Here is a 16,546-nt window from a genome sequence, read left to right as displayed (position 1 = left end):
AATTATGGCATCCATTTTTACAAAAATTGTTAAGGGAGAAATACCTTGTTATAAGGTTGCTGAGACGGATGACTTTTTGGCTTTTTTGGATGTTAATCCAAATGCAAAAGGACATACACTTTGTATTCCTAAAAAGGAAGTTGATAAAATTTTTGATTTGGATGAAGCTACCTATAACGGGCTAATGTCATTTTCAAGAAAAGTAGCCATTGCATTAGAAAAAGTAATTCCCTGTAAACGAATTGGAGTAAGTGTGATAGGTTTAGAAGTACCTCACACGCATGTGCATTTAATTCCCTTACAATCAATGGAAGACGCTAGATTTATTAAAAAGGTAAACTTAACTCCAGAAGAATTTCAAGAGATTGCTAAGGCTATTAAGGATAATCTATAGTTCAGCATATAGTATTAAAAATACGATTATAGAAATAGCTAAGGTTATTACACCACCAACTATCCAGGACGATCGCTTTAAATAAGTAGATGCTTTCTTAGGTACAAAAGCTCTTTTTTGATATTCAAAAACACGCTCAATGGCATCGTTCCATTGAACAGGATAAATAGTAGAGTCGCAAGTTTTACAGGTTAGTTCATGAATGACTTCTTTGGTAATAGATTTGTAATATTTATTTTCAACGATTTTTTGTTTAAAAGTTAAGTGCAAACCATCTGTACTGTAACATTCGGGGCAGTTATTTTTCAGGCCTACTTCTTTTATGTTTACCAATCTTTCAGACATAACTAAGTGGCACGTTTTAGACTAATTTGAATGGTGCTGCCTTTGTCTTTTTCAGAATGTAAAACTCTTATTTTTCCATCATGAAAATCTTCTATAATTCGTTTGGTTAATGAAAGACCAAGACCCCATCCTCGCTTTTTTGTAGTATAACCAGGCTCGAAAATTTTATTAAAATTCTTCTTTAAAATACCCTTTCCGGAGTCACTAACATTAATTTTCACGTTGTTTTCTAATTGAGTAATTTCAACAGTAAGTTTGCCCCGTCCTTTCATAGCGTCAATGGCATTTTTAACCAGATTTTCTATGGTCCAACTATAAAGCTGTTTGTTAAGGTTGACTATAATCGCATCATCTGGTATTGAAAGATTAAAATCAATCAGTTTAGATGATCTTGACTTTAAATAATCGTAAGAATCAATCGTTTCTTTAACAATATCGAGTGGTTCTAAATTAGTTGTAGACCCTATTTTACTAAAGCGTTCTGTAATCGTTTGAAGTCTGTCAATATCCTTTTCAATTTCAAAAATATAATTTGGATTTACATTTTCACTTTTTAAAATTTCAGTCCAACCAATTAAAGAAGATAAGGGTGTGCCAATTTGGTGTGCGGTTTCCTTGGCCATACCCGACCATAACTTATTTTGAATGGCATTTTTGTTACTGGTATAGAAAAAATAAATAACCGCACCAAAGAGAAAGATTATGAGTAGTAGTGCTAAGGGATAATATTTTAATTTATTTAATAAAGGCGAGTTTCCATAGTAAATAGTCGATAATACTTCATTATTGTATATAACCTTAATTGGTCTGTATTCGTTTTGAAATTTTAAAATGAGCTTTTTAATATAAATAGAATCCTTTGCTTTTTCTTCTTCTATGTTGTTGGTTTCATAACTCCCATCTTGATTGACTATAATCATTGGAGTTGTCTTGTTGCTTTGCAAAATTTCTATGGGTAATTCGCCTATATCTGTGTTTAAATCGGAAGTTTTATTTAACTCCTTTTGAGCAAAAGACCAATTTTGCATTTTTACACGCTCTTCTTCTTTAAAGTTTTGAAAAAACTCGTAAGTGTTCCATAATATAAGAGAAACAATAACAAAGGATACTACAATCATTATCCATCGAAGAGAATTCTTATACTTTATGAAAATCATTGGCGGTAATTTTTACATGTAATATAATGCAAATCTGTTAATATTATTGTGTAAGTTGTTAGTAAATCGGTTTTTAGTTATATACCATTATAGTTACATTTGTTCAAATTAAACATGGGTATGACTTCATTTGATCCTAAAGCCTTAGCTACGGGAAAATTACACAGTTACTTGTTGTCTGCAGTGGCACCAAGGCCTATTGCTTTTGCAAGTACCATAGATGAAGATGGAAATTCTAATTTATCGCCGTTTAGTTTTTTTAATGTATTTAGTGCTAATCCACCAATTATGATATTTTCTCCTGCGCGTCGTGTGAGAGATAATACTGTTAAGCATACTTTAATAAATGCAGAGGCTACAAAGGAAGTGGTTATAAATGTTGTTAATTACGATTTAGTACATCAAATGTCATTAAGTAGTACTGAATATGACAAAGGTGTAAATGAATTTGAAAAGGCTGGTTTAACAATGTTAAAATCGGATTTAGTAAAACCTTTTCGAGTAGCAGAATCTCCAGTTCAATTTGAATGTAAAGTCAATGAGATTGTTAAATTAGGAACAGAAGGAGGAGCGGGAAATTTAATCATATGCGAAATAGTGAAATTTCATATTAGTAAGGACGTTTTAGATGAAAATGGAGCTATTAATCAAGAGAAGTTAGATTTGGTTTCTCGAGCAGGAGGAAGCTATTATAGTCGTGCAAATAAGGGCTTTTTTGAAATACCAAAGCCATTATCAACACTAGGAATAGGTGTGGATGCTTTGCCAGACCATGTTAAGAATAGTATGATTTTAACTGGAAATGATTTAGGAATGTTAGCAAATGTTGAAGTTTTACCCTCTCAAGAAAGTGTAGAAGCTTTTATTGAAGATGTTGGTGGGAAATACCCGAATATTAAGAATGCGACACATAGAGAAAAACATAAATTAGCTCAAAATTATTTGAGTTTTGGAGATGTAGATAGTGCTTTAAAAATAGTATTAAGTTAGAATTAAATAAATATAAATTATAGTAAATGGAAGTTCAAGGAAGAATTAAAGTGATTGGAGAAACTCAAACGTTTGGTGCTAATGGGTTTAGAAAAAGAGAAATTGTTGTAACTACAGAAGAACAATACCCACAACATATTATGGTCGAGTTTGTTCAAGATAAAACAGATTTATTAAACAATTATCAGGTTGGGCAACAGGTTAAAATAAATATCAATTTAAGAGGTAGAGAATGGGTAAACCCACAAGGTGAAACCAAGTATTTCAACTCTATTCAAGGATGGCGTATTGAAGCACTTCAAAGCGAAGCTGGAGGAGAGAACTTACCACCAGTACCACCAATGGATGCATTTGAGCCAGCGGGTGATTTAAATGAAGATGATCACGACGATTTGCCTTTTTAATTAAATATTTTAAGAAACCAGTAGGTCTTTACATTTTATGTAAAACCTCAACGTAATATTTACGTTGAGGTTTTTTTTGTTTAGAAAATGACTTATTTTTCCAGTATGAAGATTACGAAATCCATCGAAGTTTTTTTTAAACGGTTTATGCCTTCGCCATTTACTATTGCAATTTTGCTAACTCTAATTACAATAGTTTTGGCGCTCATTTTTACTGAACCTAAAGGAGATAGTCTTTATTTATTAGAGATTTTGTCGTTTTGGGAGTCTGGTATTTGGAATAACGCGCTTTTAGTGTTTGCCTACCAGATGATGCTAATTCTTGTACTGGGTCATGTTTTGGTGCTTAGTGTACCTGTTAACAAAATAATTATTGCTTTGTCTAAGAATATTAAAAACACTTCAGATGCAGTAGTTTTGGTAAGTGTTACTACTATGCTCATGGCATTTTTAAATTGGGGTCTAGGGCTAATATTTGGTGCAATTTTGGCTCGTAAAGTTGGAGAACACGCCCAGAAACACAATATTCCTTTAAATTATCCTTTAGTTGGTGCTGCTGGTTACGGTGGTTTAATGGTTTGGCATGGAGGTATTAGTGGGTCTGCTCCAATTAAGGTAGCAGAAAATAATCATATCCAAGATTTGATGGAAGGTGTTTCCGCTACTGAAATACTTAATCAAATACCAAGGAGTATTAATTTTGACGTTACAATTTTTAGTATGAGTAATATATTAATATTTGGAATGTTACTCGTTCTAGTTCCTTTGGTATTAAAAAGACTTAGCAAGGTAACCGAATCTACTAATTTTAATTTAGATGTTTATAAGTTTAACTCAAAACCAGTTGAAGCCATTAATGGAGCTGAAAAACTAGATTTTTCCTCTGTTTTGGGCATAGGTTTTGGAGTGATATTGTTAATTGCTTTTTTCTATCAGTACTGGGGAAATTTAATCTCATTACAAATAACACCTAACATGTTAAATTTTTTCATGCTAGCATTGGGCGTTTTACTTCATAAAAATTTCAATAATTTTTTAAAAGCAGTTCAGGAAGCTATAAAGGGAACTTCTGGAATACTTATACAGTTTCCTTTGTATTTTGGTATTATGGGCATTATGAAATCTTCAGGAATGGTGGTCATGATGTCAGATTTCTTTGTGTCTGTTGCAACAGAATCCACCCTGCCTATTTTTACTTTTTTTAGCGCAGGTTTGGTTAATCTTTTTGTTCCTAGTGGTGGAGGTCAATGGGCAATTCAAGGGCCAATTATAATAGAATCTGCATTGCAATTAGGAGTTCCTCTACCTAAAATTATAATGGCATTAGCATATGGAGATCAAGTAACTAATATGTTACAACCGTTTTGGGCATTGCCGCTTTTAGGTATTACCAAGTTGAAGGCTAAAGAAATTTTACCCTATACTTTAATATTAATGATGCTAGGTATTGTGGTATTCATTTCTGGATTAATACTGTTTTAATGGTTTATTTAACAAAAGAGTTATGGTTCCCAGACTTAGGAGAAGCCACAGATGAAGGGGTGCTGGCAATAGGAGGGGATTTGTCAATTGACCGTTTGTTACTTGCCTATAAAAAAGGCATATTTCCATGGTATGAAACTGGATTTCCTGTTTTATGGTGGTCACCAGATCCTAGATTTGTTTTATTTCCTGAGAAGTTGAAGATTACGAAAAGTATGCATCAGATATTACGAAATAAAAATTATAGTGTAACTTTTAATAAAGCTTTTGAGGATGTTATTACTGAATGTGCCGTTGCAAAACGAAGAGGGCAACGGGGAACATGGATTACGGATGATATGATTAATGCATATATAGAATTACATCATCAGGGTTATGCTAAATCTGTTGAGGTTTGGCAACAAGATAAACTAATTGCAGGACTCTATGGTGTAGATCTTAATAATGGTGTGTTTTGTGGAGAAAGCATGTTCACAAAAGAAAGTAATGCTAGTAAAGTTGGGTTTATATCCTTTGTTCAGAATTCGAATTATAAATTAATAGATTGCCAAGTTTATACTTCTCATCTTGAAAGTTTAGGAGCAGAGGAGATTTCTAGGCAAGATTTTTTAAAATATTTGTACTGACAAATATCATATTTTTTATTATGAATTTTAATAATATTAGTATGATAAATTTGTAATATGCTAACATTAGAACATTTTAAAAAGTTTAAAGCCAAAGCGGAGTTTATAAAAATTCTAAAGGAGCATAAAACTGAAGAGCAAGTTGCTGATTTGCTAAAAACTGTTGATTACGAAATTGAATTAAAGAAACTTCAAGCAGAATTAGTTGATTTACAGCAATGGGTTGCAAAATACAAAAAACGTGTTTGTGTTATTTTTGAAGGGCGAGATGCAGCGGGTAAAGGCAGCTCTATTCGGCGTTTTATTGAGCATTTAAATCCGCGCTCAATGCGGGTTGTTGCTTTAACAAAACCAACAGACGTTGAAAAAGGGCAATGGTATTTTAGGCGCTACATTAAAAAAATGCCAAATCCAGGAGAAATAGTTTTTTTCGATAGAAGCTGGTATAATCGAGCAGTAGTAGAACCTGTAATGGGGTTTTGTAGTGAAGAGGATTACGATAAATTTATGGTTCAAGTTCCAGAGTTTGAACACATGCTTTATGAAGACGGAATTGTTTTAATCAAATTTTGGTTTTCTATTTCTAAAGAAGAACAAATAAAAAGGTTTAATTCTCGCTTAGAAAGTCCTTTAAAGCGCTGGAAATTTAGTCCAGTAGATCAAGAAGGCCAAAAACGTTGGGATGATTATACCTACTATAAAGAACAAATGTTTAGTAAAACACATACTACATTTAGTCCTTGGATTATCATTAAAACTAATATTAAAAAAGAAGCTCGCTTGGAAAGTATGCGCTATGTACTGTCTAAATTTAAATATGAAAATAAGGGAAATTCTGGAACAACACTACTACCAGACCCTAACATTGTGCAGCGTTACCATAGGATGATTAAACAAATTGATTAGATTTTTATGAATAATACTATAACTTCAAAGGATTTAAACAAATTGAATTCTAAAAAAGGAATTGTTCAATTTTTAATAGATGATGATATTTCTGTTTCTAAAGTATTAAGAAATTTAAATTATGAATCACGTCTAAAATCCTTGCAAGAAGAATTAATAAAACTGCAACATTGGGTTGAGGAAAAGAAAGAAAAAATAGTTATCATTTTTGAAGGACGTGATGCGGCAGGAAAAGGTGGTGCAATTAGAAGAATTACACAACACCTAAATCCTAGAGAGTTTAAAGTTGTCGCATTACCAAAGCCTACAATTGAAGAAAAGGGACAATGGTATTTCCAACGATATATAAACCAATTGCCTCGAGAAGGCGAGATTGTTTTTTTTGATAGAAGCTGGTATAATAGAGCTATTGTAGAACCTGTTAATGGGTTCTGTTCTAAAAATGAATATGAGATATTTATGAGCCAAGTAAATCAATTTGAACGTATGATTTCTGAATCGGGTATGAGACTTGTAAAATTTTATTTTTCAATTTCAAAAGACGAACAAGAAAGACGTTTTGAAGATATAAAAACAAGTCCATTGAAAAAATGGAAATACAGTCCAGTAGACCAAAAAGCATTGGAACTATGGGATAATTATACCTACTACAAAAAGAAAATGTTTAAAGTAACCAATACTAAAGTTGCACCTTGGGTTATTATAAAAGCTAATAAGAAGACAAAAGCTAGAGTAGAAGCTATTGAGCACCTTTTAGATATTATGCCTTATAAACCAAAAGATCAAGAGGTGATAGAACATATTGAAATTGAAGAGAAAGAAATTGATTAAACTTCATCATATCTAAAACATTTAACTTCATGGTCGTTAACCATACCTGTAGCTTGCATGTGAGCATAAATTACGGTAGTGCCAACAAATTTAAAACCCCGCTTTTTTAAATCTTTACTAATAGTATCGCTTAACGGGGTGTTAGCGGGGGCTTTTCTGTAATCTTCTAAAGCATTTTTTATAGGTTTGCCATCAATAAACCCCCAAATATATTTGCTAAAACCCCCAAATTCGTCTTGTATTTTCATAAAGGCCTTTGCGTTTGTAATTGTGGCATTCACCTTTAGTTTATTCCTTATTATTCCTGCATCTAGTAATAGGCTATCTATTTTATCTTGCTTGTAATTTGCTATTTTTTTATAATCGAAATTATCAAAGGCTTTTTTGAAATTTTCACGCTTTCTAAGTACAGTTATCCAACTCAAGCCTGCTTGGAAAGTCTCTAGTATCAAAAATTCAAAAAGTGTATCATCATCATAAACAGGAACGCCCCATTCTTCATCATGATAAGCTTCATATAAAGGGTCGCCAAGACACCAGCCACATCTTTTTTTAGTATCCATATTTAATATAGTAAGGTTTAAAGTAAAAGTATGACAAATATCATCTTAATTAAAATGTCAAGATGCTAATTTTGGAGCTTGATATTTTACTTCAAAAAAAACAGCATTATGAATCTAGTTATTGATAAAAGTTTGAAAAAGGCCATGTCTTATCGGGAGTATAAAGATTTGGTTAAACAATTGGTTGAAGAAAATTCTACTACTGGAAATGAAAAAACTGAGGCTTTGGCCAACTACACCAAACTTAACGATAGACGCATGAAGCGCTGGGATAAGACGGTTAAGCTTTCTGATGAAACTAAAGATCGTTTAAAATCCTTTGACGGGAAGACTACATGGTTAGTTTTAACTGAGAGTTGGTGTGGTGATGCAGCACACGTTATTCCTGTATTAAATAAGATAGCCGATTTTACTGGAAATATTGACTTAAAATTGGTGCTTCGAGATGAAAACCCTGAATTAATGGATACTTTCTTAACAGATGGCAACAGGGCGATTCCAAAGCTTATTATGATTGATAACGAAACAAGTGAGATCGTTGATACTTTCGGACCCAGACCAAGTGAAGCGACAAGTTATGTAAATCGTTTTAAAGCTATGAATGGAAAATTAACTCCAGAGTTTAAAGAAGATTTACAACATTGGTACAATAAGGATAAAGGAAAAAATATTATTGAAGATGTTACCGAAATGTTGTGCGAACTAAAACCTAATGTTTGCCAATAAAATAAAAAGTAATTGAGCCAATTTGTGAAGGTTTTGAAGCGTCGGCACTAAATAGTGATTCTTTAGCATATTCCAGGGCGTGTTCAATTAAACATTCGTTTGAAGAATTTGAGGACGTGTTAACGTAAGTGTCGATAACGCTGCCCTTTGCATCAACCGTTATGTTAACTACTATTTTACCGTCATTCTCACACAAATAAACAGGAATTGGGATATGAACTTTTGTTCTGTCTTTTAAGGAGAAACTAATAGTGCTTTTTGCATTGTTTCCATCGTCTTGCTGTTGCTTGAGTAAATCATTTACCTTATCAAAAGAAGATAACTTATCCTTATCTATGGCAGGCTCTATTGGTTCATGCTTTTTCGCTTCATGATTCCTACCATCATTTAAATTATCTGCATTTGATTTAGGGTACTCATAATCTTCGGGAGGAGCAATTGGTTTGTAGGCTTGCGCAAACTGTTTGCTTTGCTTGGTTTCATTAAAAGCGTTGTTGGTTTCTGCTTTACTAGCATTCAATTTTTCTAGAGCTTCGAGGAGTTTAACTTCTTCTTCAGTTAATTCTTCTTCTGGCTCAACTTCATAATAACTTTCAGAAAGAAATTCGCTTTGCTTTTTAAGACTTAAATTAAAGACAGAAAGAATAATCGTTCCAGAAATTAGAAGCGTAATAAGCAGGGCTTTATGTTGATCTGTTAGGCTCAAATCCAATTAAATTAATAGCAATGTTACACGAAAGATACGTAAAAATATAGAAATTAGACTTTTAGAGAGGTTATGAAGCTTTCAATACTAATGGCATCATTCACATTAAAATTACCTATCTTGGTACGTCGTAGCGACGATAAATGAGCTCCAGATTGCAATGCTTTTCCAAAATCGTTGGCTAAAGAACGAATGTAAGTCCCTTTGCTACAAACTACTTTAAAATCAATTTTCAGTCCTTGAATTTTTGTAATTTCAAATGTAGTAATACGAACTATTCTAGGTTTTATCTCAACATCTTGACCAGCTCTCGCAAATTCATATAAGCGCTTGCCATCCTTTTTAATTGCAGAAAAAACAGGAGGGTATTGTTTAATTTCACCAATAAATTGATGGGTTGTGTCTTTAATTAAATCTTTAGTAATGTGTTCAGTTGGATAAGTTTCATCGATTTCTGTTTCTAAGTCAAAAGAAGGTGTAGTACTTCCTAAAACAAATGTGCCAGTGTATTCTTTTATTTGTGCTTGAAACGAATCTATTTGCTTAGTCATTTTGCCAGTGCAAAGTAATAACAAACCAGTTGCCAATGGATCTAGAGTCCCAGCATGACCGACCTTAATTTTTTTTATTTTAAAAGCTTGTTTTATTTCCCAGCGTAGTTTGTTGACAACTTGAAAGGAAGTCCAATTTAAGGGTTTGTCAATTAAAAGTATTTGACCAGATTGATAGTCTTCGGCAGTTTTCATATTAATTTAATAATGAAAATATAATTGCAATAAGACCAACAATAGTGCAATAGATTGCGAAATAAGTTAGTTTACTTTTTTTAACCAGAGCAATCATCCATGTGCAAGCGAACAAACCAGCAATAAATGCCGCTATAAAACCAATTGACAGAGCAGTGAAATTTTGACTTTCCATTGATATATCTCCACTTAAAACATCTTTGGCTATTTTACCAAAAATTAGTGGTACAACCATTAAAAAGGAGAAACGTGCAGCTTTAGTTTTGTCATTTCCTAACAATACAGAGGTTGATATGGTTGCCCCCGATCTTGAAATTCCTGGTAACATGGCAATAGCTTGTGAAATACCAATAAAAAAGGCATTTATATAGGATACTTTTTTATTAGTGTTTTTAGCTTTATCTGCGAAAAACAGTAGGGCGGCAGTAACAATTAACATGCATCCTACTAGTAATATATTACCACCAAATAGAGCTTCTAATTGTTCTTCAAAAAAAAGTCCAACAATAACGGCAGGGATCATTGAAATTCCAATTTTGAAAATAAATTGTAGATCCTCGTTCCATTTTAATTTTAGGGCACCTTTAAAAAGATTAAAAATATCTTTTCTAAAAACAACAATGGTGCTTAAAGCTGTGGCAAAATGCAGAACTACTGTAAAAAGCAAACTTTCTTCTGGTATTGAGTTATCACCAAGAATGGCTTTCCCTAATTCTAAATGACCGCTTGAAGAAACTGGTAAAAACTCGGTAAGTCCTTGAATAATGCCAAGAATAATTGAATCAATAATATCCATCCGGCAAAAATATTAAAATAGACCTAGTAACAATTATTTAATTCAAAAAAATTAAGCTTTAAAAGTTGAGTCTCTAATAATGAGGGTTCCTTTAATTTCTATGGTTTTAATACTTATTGTTTCAGATGGATTGTTAATTTCTTCTATCAAATATTTTACCGCAGTAGTCCCAATTCGCTCGCCTGGTTGGTCTATTGTAGTTAAATTGGGTTCTATTATTGTTGAATGACTGGAATTGCTAAAACCAACTACTGCTATTTCTTCAGGAATTTTTATATTAAACTTTTTTAATGTTTGTATAACACCAATAGCGGCGCTATCGGTTATAGAAAAAATAGCATCTGGTCTATTCTGTATGCTTAATAATAAATTAGTCATACGTTTACCTTGTTTTAAAGAAATATCATCCACACTAATTATTAATTTTTCGTCTATGGGTAGATTATGTTCTTTTAAAGCTCTTATGTAACCAGCATATCGTCTTTCAGAAGTATATGAATATTCGGATTCTTTTATTATTGCTATTCTCTTTTTTCCAATATTTATAAGATGTTCTATAGCATTATAAGCTGATTCTTCTTCATTAGTAACAATTTGAGAACAAGGTATTTTATTGGACGCTTTATCAAAAAGTATTAATGGTATTTTATCGATAATGTTTAAAATACTATCAACACTTCTTGTCATTTTAGATATGGACATTAAAATGCCATCGACATTGAACTGCAATAGGGTGTTGAGCATTTCCGTTTGTTTAATAATATCATTGTTTGATTCTGAAATTATTACTTTATATCCCTGTGCGGAGGCTTCAGCCAAAATACCTCTTAACATAGTATCTGTAAAATAATGGGTGATATTAGGAACTAAAACACCGATAATATTTGTTTTGTGTTGCCTGAATCCTTTTGCGAAAATATTTGGTACATAGTTTAGTTCGGATGCTAATTTTTTCACTTTATCTTTTGTTAAATCACTAATATCTGGATGATCGTTTAGAGCACGAGAAATGGTTGAAGTAGATAATTTTAATTCCTGTGCTAGTTTTTTTAAGGTGGTAACTTCTCTCTTCATAAATAATTTTTAGTAAAAAACAAACGTTCCCGCAATCGTTTGCATACAAATATGATAAAATTATAGCACTTTTATTATGTATTCGATTATAGATTTATCCTAAATTAACTAATTCTTAAACAAAATGAGAAAAACTATTTTAACATTATTATGCCTATTTAGCATTTCTGCAATGTTTTCACAAACGGATATTTCAGGAACTATTAAGGATAATTCAGGTGTCCCAATTACAGGAGCTAATATTCTTATATTAGAAAGTACTTCTGGAGCTACATCAGATTTCGATGGAAATTTTAGTTTCACTACTAGTCTTAGTGGAGCACAAACATTACAGATATCTTATTTAGGGTTTGTAACGCAAGAGCAATCTATAACTTTAGATGGCACTCCTATTATCTTAACTCTTGTTATGCAAGAGGGAGGCAACTCTTTAGATGAGGTCGTTTTAACAGCATCAGCCACTTTTAGATCGCAAAAGGAAACGCCAATGTCTATTAGTTCGCTCAAGCAAAAAGAAATAACAAAACTTTCTGCAAATAGTCAAGCTGATATACTAAGAAGTATTCCTGGTATAACTGCTGAAGGTGGTGGTGGTGAAACGGCTTCAAATGTATTTGTTAGAGGTTTGCCTTCTGGTGGACAGTATGTATTTAATCCGTTACAATATGACGGAATGCCATTAATGAGTACGTTTGGATTAAACTCTTCTGCACATGATGTTTATGCAAGACCAGATATTGGATTTAAAGGTGTTGAATTCGTTCGTGGTGGTGCAGCAGTTCTATATGGTGCTGGATCAGTTGCTGGGATTATTAATTACACAAGTAAAACTGGAGATTCAAATCCAGAAAATATTATAAATGTGGAATGGGCGGACAAAGGTCGTTTAAAAACAGACTTTTACACAGGTGGAAAACTTGGAGGCGAAGATTCTAATACATATTATGCGTTAACTGGTTTTATTAGAAAAGATGACGGGCCTATTGATACAGGTCTACCTACTAAAGGAGTTCAATTTAGAGCCAATATAAAAAAGAAGTTTGAAAATGGATCTTTTACAGTTCATGGACAATTTATTAATGATAATGCACAATTCATTATGCCTTTACCGCTAGACGGAAATAGAAAAAGAATCGCAGGTAATGATGGTGATTCAGTTGAGCAACTGTTGTCAGGTGAGCTGGCAAATACGTCATTTTTAACAGCTGGAGGTGTTTATGAAAGCCCAATAGAAGATGGCGTATCCACACAAGGGGGTTACTTAATGGGTGAATTCAATTACAACTTTTCAGACGATTTAAAATTACGCTCTAAAATAAGATACGCAAATTACAAGCATAACTTTGCTTTATATGTTGGTGGTAATGGAGATAACAACAACCCAATAACATTAAACGAGTATGTAGATAATATTGCTCCTGGGAATTTAGGATTTAGTGCTCAATATCAAGGAAATTCTACTGATATTAATGGCTCTGATTTGGTTGTAGATAATCTACATATTGATAGATTGCGTCCAATGACTGATTATTCTGGAGAAGCATCTTTAACTAAAACACTGGAGGTAACAAATGGAACTCACAATATTACTGGGGGATTCTTTTTAGCAAGAACTGAAGCTGAAGACGTGAACTACCAATATCGTGTTTTATCTGAATTCAACAATAATCCAAGATTGGTAAATTTAAGTTATATTGATGCAGGAGGAAATGATGTTACTTTTTCACAAGGAGGTCTATATAATAGAATAGGTATGACTTCTAACAGATTTTTATCTCAGAATAAATCGGCATTTTATTTAACAGATGAGATGGTTTTTGACAGATGGCGTTTTGATGTTGGATTTAGAATTGAAAATACAAAAGGGACTTTTAATAATGGTAACATAGTTGAGACTCAAATATATGATGATGCTACATTAACACCAGAATTGGCCAACGTTCGTTTTGCTGATGGAAGTTTTACTAGAGCAAATGTAAGTGCTACAGATTGGGCAGTTTCTTTAGCGGGTTTATATAAATTAAATGATAAGGTTAATTTATATGCCAACTTTTCTAAAGGTTTCTTTTTCCCTCAAATAAGAGGTTTCGCTCCTATTGCAACTGGTATTACGGGTAGTAAATATGATTCAGAAAGAATTATACAATTTGAAACAGGAGCTAAGATTGGTACAGAGAAATTAAAAGGGTCTATCGCTGCATATTACGTTGGGTTAAGTGATAGAATTAAAATAGATCAAGGTTTTAGTAATGGAACATTAGTTGATTTGTTTAGATCAGACCAAAGTACAAGAACCATTGGTTTAGAGGCTACTTATGATTGGGTATTTGCAGATAACTTTAGTTTAAGAGGTTCTGCAACCTACCAAGCTCATGAGATTACTAAAAATGAAAGAACCGATTTGGTAGCTAACACAACTACAACAGCCGACGAAGGAAATGAATTAGCAAGACAGCCTAACTTCCTAGGAACATTGGGTGTGTATTTTGATAATAGCAAATTTGATGCCTTATTTTCACTTAACCATACTGGAAGTAAATTTGCAGCAGATAATAATACGGTTGAGTTAGATGCTATTACAATTGGTCGTTTGGGCGCTGGATACATGTTTAATATTGGTGATAATGATAGTGACGATACATTAAGACTTGGATTTTCAATATTCAATTTATTTGATGATGAAGGAGTAACTGAAGGAGATCCTAGAAATATTAATCAGCAAGGAGACGCAGAGTTTTTCTTTGGTAGACCAATTTTACCGAGACGTTTCTTTTTAACAGCTACGTTTAATTTTTAATCATATTTGATTAGTTTGTTTAGTGCTCATCACTTACTGCTAATTGTAAGTGATGAGTTTTTTTAAAAGAATAATAAAATGAAACCATGAGTGAACTATATAAAAAAGCCATTGAAGTTCTTGAAAATAACTGGAGAGGTAGGTTTAGCATACCCTGTGCTAAATTGTATCCTTTTCAATGGTTTTGGGATTCTGGATTAATAGCTATAGGTTTGGCGCATTTCGATATGGAAAAGGCAGAAACCGAAATAAAAACTTTACTTGATTCACAATGGGGAAACGGTTTTATTCCACATATCATTTTTCATTCAGAGAGTGATTCTTACTTTCCAGGGCCAGATTTTCACCGTTCAGACTTACACCCTCAATCCTCAAAAAAATATAACTCAACAGGAATGACTCAACCTCCTGTAACTGGTTTTGTACTCGAAGAGATTTATAGAATAAGTAAGGACAAGAAAGCAACTTTAAAATTCATTGAAAGCACAATTGATAAGGTGTTTTTTAATCATCAGTACTTTTATAATAATCGGGACCCTCATAATGAAGGTTTAGTTTATATCTACCATAATTGGGAATCGGGGACCGATAATTCTCCTATTTGGGATGATATTTGGGACACCATGAACCCTCCAGAATACACATTTGAGAGAAGAGACACGACACATGTAGATCCCTCCCAAAGACCATCTAAAAGAGAGTATGATCATTATTTGTATATTATTGATATAGCCAAAGAGCATAATTATAGTGATGCAAAGATAGCTGAGCTATCTCCATTTTTAGTACAAGATCCTCTCTTTAATGCAATGCTTATTAAGTCTAATGAAAGCTTGATCTATTTATACGAAAAGCTTGGAAAACACGAAAAGGTAAGTCAGCTTAAAAAATGGCAAGAAAAGAGTATTCAATCGTTTAATAGTAAACTGTTTGATGAAGAAATTGGAGCCTACGTGCATTATGATTTGCGTAATGAAAGACCACTTCAGTTCTTATCATCGTCCTCATTTTCTCCATTATTTGCAGGAATTCCTGATGAAGAAAGAGCAAATGCTATGGTAGAGGTTATGTTGAAAAAATTTGGTGGGGAGCACCAGTATTTATGTGCTTCTTTCGATCCAACAAGCGAAAGGTTTAATCCAAAAAAATATTGGCGTGGTCCGGTTTGGATAAACCTTAATTGGATGCTTTATAATGGTTTAAAAAAATATGAAATCAACGATATTGCTCAGCGCGTTAAACAAGATACTATTGATATGTTACAAAATAATGGGTTTTATGAGTATTTCGATTCAAGAAAGGAAATGCATAATAATGGTAAGGCAGGCTATGGAGGAAATAACTTTTCTTGGAGTGCGGCTTTATTGATTGATTTGCTTGAAGGATAAAAAATGCCTGATTTAGATTTTTCAATAAACTATATTTTAGAAGATGATCGGGTTAAATTAATCCCTTTAAAAGTTGAACATGTAAAGTCCTTATTAGACATTTCTGAAGAACCAAACCTCTGGACCTATTTCCTTGAGAAAGGTAATGGAATTGAAAAACTAAAAAAATATGTTTTAAAAACCATCAATAAAAGGAATTTTAAACAGGAATATCCTTTTATAATTTTTGATAAATTAAAAAATAGATATGCAGGAACAACAAGATTCTATGAGTATTCATCAGAATTGAAAACTATAAAACTTGGACATACATGGTTTGGTAATGAGCATAGGGGTACTGGTTTAAATAAGCATTGCAAGTTTGTACTGTTTCAATTTGCATTCGAAACATTACAATTAGAGCGCATAGGCTTTGGAGTACATATAAGAAATGAAGTAAGCATTGCAGCAATGAAAAGTGTGGGGTGCAAAGAAGAAGGTGTTTTACGTAATTATATTCCAGATTTAAAAGGAAATGGAAGAGCAGATATTATTTTGCTAAGCATTTTAAAAAATGAATGGTTTGATAAAGTAAAGACAGAATTAAAGCATAAACTAACTAATATTAAAAATTAA

General features: G+C 32.6%; 18 protein-coding genes. 11 read left to right on the top strand and 7 right to left on the bottom strand.

Translation table 11 applies throughout. From position 1 onward, the window contains the following. The first annotated feature begins 4 nt into the window (after nucleotides 1-4). Nucleotides 5-394, top strand: coding sequence for an HIT family protein (locus FEF17_RS03060; RefSeq protein WP_139000899.1), 390 nt, complete (start codon nucleotides 5-7; stop codon nucleotides 392-394). Here the strand turns inward: FEF17_RS03060 and FEF17_RS03055 are convergent. Both FEF17_RS03055 and FEF17_RS03050 read right to left on the bottom strand, forming a co-directional pair. Further along, nucleotides 389-739 carry a hypothetical protein gene (locus FEF17_RS03055; protein ID WP_139000898.1) on the bottom strand — a complete coding sequence of 117 codons (351 nt, stop codon included), beginning with the start codon at nucleotides 737-739 and terminating at the stop codon, nucleotides 389-391. The genes FEF17_RS03060 and FEF17_RS03055 overlap by 6 nt on opposite strands. Nucleotides 740-741: 2 nt before the next feature. Beyond that, the gene (locus FEF17_RS03050; RefSeq protein WP_139000897.1) at nucleotides 742-1,896 is read right to left on the bottom strand and encodes a sensor histidine kinase; all 1,155 of its coding nucleotides are present in this window, start codon (nucleotides 1,894-1,896) and stop codon (nucleotides 742-744) included. A gap of 120 nt (nucleotides 1,897-2,016) precedes the next feature. On the opposite strand from FEF17_RS03050, the gene FEF17_RS03045 reads away from it, so the two are divergent. The 6 genes from FEF17_RS03045 to ppk2 (FEF17_RS03020) all read left to right on the top strand — a co-directional run bounded on the left by FEF17_RS03045 (nucleotide 2,017) and on the right by ppk2 (FEF17_RS03020) (nucleotide 7,135). Beyond that, nucleotides 2,017-2,886, top strand: coding sequence for a flavin reductase family protein (locus tag FEF17_RS03045; RefSeq protein WP_139000896.1), 870 nt, complete (start codon nucleotides 2,017-2,019; stop codon nucleotides 2,884-2,886). A gap of 26 nt (nucleotides 2,887-2,912) precedes the next feature. Continuing rightward, nucleotides 2,913-3,290, top strand: coding sequence for a DUF3127 domain-containing protein (locus tag FEF17_RS03040; protein WP_139000895.1), 378 nt, complete (start codon nucleotides 2,913-2,915; stop codon nucleotides 3,288-3,290). A gap of 105 nt (nucleotides 3,291-3,395) precedes the next feature. After that, nucleotides 3,396-4,772, top strand: a complete 1,377-nt coding sequence (locus FEF17_RS03035) for a short-chain fatty acid transporter (protein ID WP_139000894.1) — start codon at nucleotides 3,396-3,398, stop codon at nucleotides 4,770-4,772. After that, nucleotides 4,772-5,398 carry a leucyl/phenylalanyl-tRNA--protein transferase gene (gene aat / locus FEF17_RS03030; protein WP_139000893.1) on the top strand — a complete coding sequence of 209 codons (627 nt, stop codon included), beginning with the start codon at nucleotides 4,772-4,774 and terminating at the stop codon, nucleotides 5,396-5,398. Before FEF17_RS03035 ends, aat begins: the two co-directional genes overlap by 1 nt. A 57-nt stretch (nucleotides 5,399-5,455) precedes the next feature. Further along, the gene (gene ppk2, locus FEF17_RS03025) at nucleotides 5,456-6,304 is read left to right on the top strand and encodes a polyphosphate kinase 2 (RefSeq protein ID WP_139000892.1); all 849 of its coding nucleotides are present in this window, start codon (nucleotides 5,456-5,458) and stop codon (nucleotides 6,302-6,304) included. 6 nt (nucleotides 6,305-6,310) lie between these two features. Then, entirely contained in the window at nucleotides 6,311-7,135 is an 825-nt protein-coding gene (gene ppk2 / locus FEF17_RS03020; protein WP_139000891.1) for a polyphosphate kinase 2, read from the top strand. Here the strand turns inward: ppk2 (FEF17_RS03020) and FEF17_RS03015 are convergent. Beyond that, complete coding sequence (locus tag FEF17_RS03015) at nucleotides 7,132-7,698, bottom strand: DNA-3-methyladenine glycosylase I (RefSeq protein ID WP_139000890.1); 567 nt, start codon at nucleotides 7,696-7,698, stop codon at nucleotides 7,132-7,134. The two genes, ppk2 (FEF17_RS03020) and FEF17_RS03015, sit on opposite strands and share 4 nt — an antisense overlap. A gap of 108 nt (nucleotides 7,699-7,806) precedes the next feature. Between FEF17_RS03015 and FEF17_RS03010 the strand changes: the two genes are divergently transcribed. After that, complete coding sequence (locus tag FEF17_RS03010) at nucleotides 7,807-8,424, top strand: thioredoxin family protein (protein WP_139000889.1); 618 nt, start codon at nucleotides 7,807-7,809, stop codon at nucleotides 8,422-8,424. Here the strand turns inward: FEF17_RS03010 and FEF17_RS03005 are convergent. From FEF17_RS03005 to FEF17_RS02990, 4 genes are read right to left on the bottom strand one after another with little or no spacing between them, the layout of a single operon-like run. Further along, complete coding sequence (locus tag FEF17_RS03005) at nucleotides 8,408-9,130, bottom strand: hypothetical protein (protein ID WP_246046776.1); 723 nt, start codon at nucleotides 9,128-9,130, stop codon at nucleotides 8,408-8,410. The genes FEF17_RS03010 and FEF17_RS03005 overlap by 17 nt on opposite strands. Before the next feature lie 53 nt (nucleotides 9,131-9,183). Continuing rightward, entirely contained in the window at nucleotides 9,184-9,876 is a 693-nt protein-coding gene (truB, locus tag FEF17_RS03000; protein WP_139000888.1) for a tRNA pseudouridine(55) synthase TruB, read from the bottom strand. A gap of 1 nt (nucleotide 9,877) precedes the next feature. Next, a complete protein-coding gene (locus tag FEF17_RS02995) occupies nucleotides 9,878-10,672 on the bottom strand; it encodes an undecaprenyl-diphosphate phosphatase (protein WP_139000887.1) in 795 nt (264 codons plus the stop codon). Nucleotides 10,673-10,723: 51 nt separating this feature from the next. Next, a complete protein-coding gene (locus FEF17_RS02990; RefSeq protein ID WP_139000886.1) occupies nucleotides 10,724-11,746 on the bottom strand; it encodes a LacI family DNA-binding transcriptional regulator in 1,023 nt (340 codons plus the stop codon). A 124-nt stretch (nucleotides 11,747-11,870) separates the two neighbouring features. Here FEF17_RS02990 and FEF17_RS02985 point away from each other — a divergent pair, with 124 nt between their 5' ends. From FEF17_RS02985 to FEF17_RS02975, 3 genes are all read left to right on the top strand, one after another. Further along, nucleotides 11,871-14,543: a TonB-dependent receptor domain-containing protein gene (locus tag FEF17_RS02985; protein WP_139000885.1), complete on the top strand. Its 2,673-nt coding sequence runs from the start codon at nucleotides 11,871-11,873 to the stop codon at nucleotides 14,541-14,543. 86 nt (nucleotides 14,544-14,629) lie between these two features. Further along, nucleotides 14,630-15,931, top strand: a complete 1,302-nt coding sequence (locus tag FEF17_RS02980; protein ID WP_139000884.1) for an MGH1-like glycoside hydrolase domain-containing protein — start codon at nucleotides 14,630-14,632, stop codon at nucleotides 15,929-15,931. 3 nt (nucleotides 15,932-15,934) lie between these two features. After that, entirely contained in the window at nucleotides 15,935-16,546 is a 612-nt protein-coding gene (locus FEF17_RS02975; RefSeq protein WP_139000883.1) for a GNAT family N-acetyltransferase, read from the top strand.

The organism is Hyunsoonleella aestuarii (genome assembly GCF_006148925.1).
Taxonomy (GTDB): domain Bacteria; phylum Bacteroidota; class Bacteroidia; order Flavobacteriales; family Flavobacteriaceae; genus Algibacter_D; species Algibacter_D aestuarii.
Note: the sequence above shows the minus strand (reverse complement) of the source record. Positions and strands in the feature narration are given on the sequence as shown.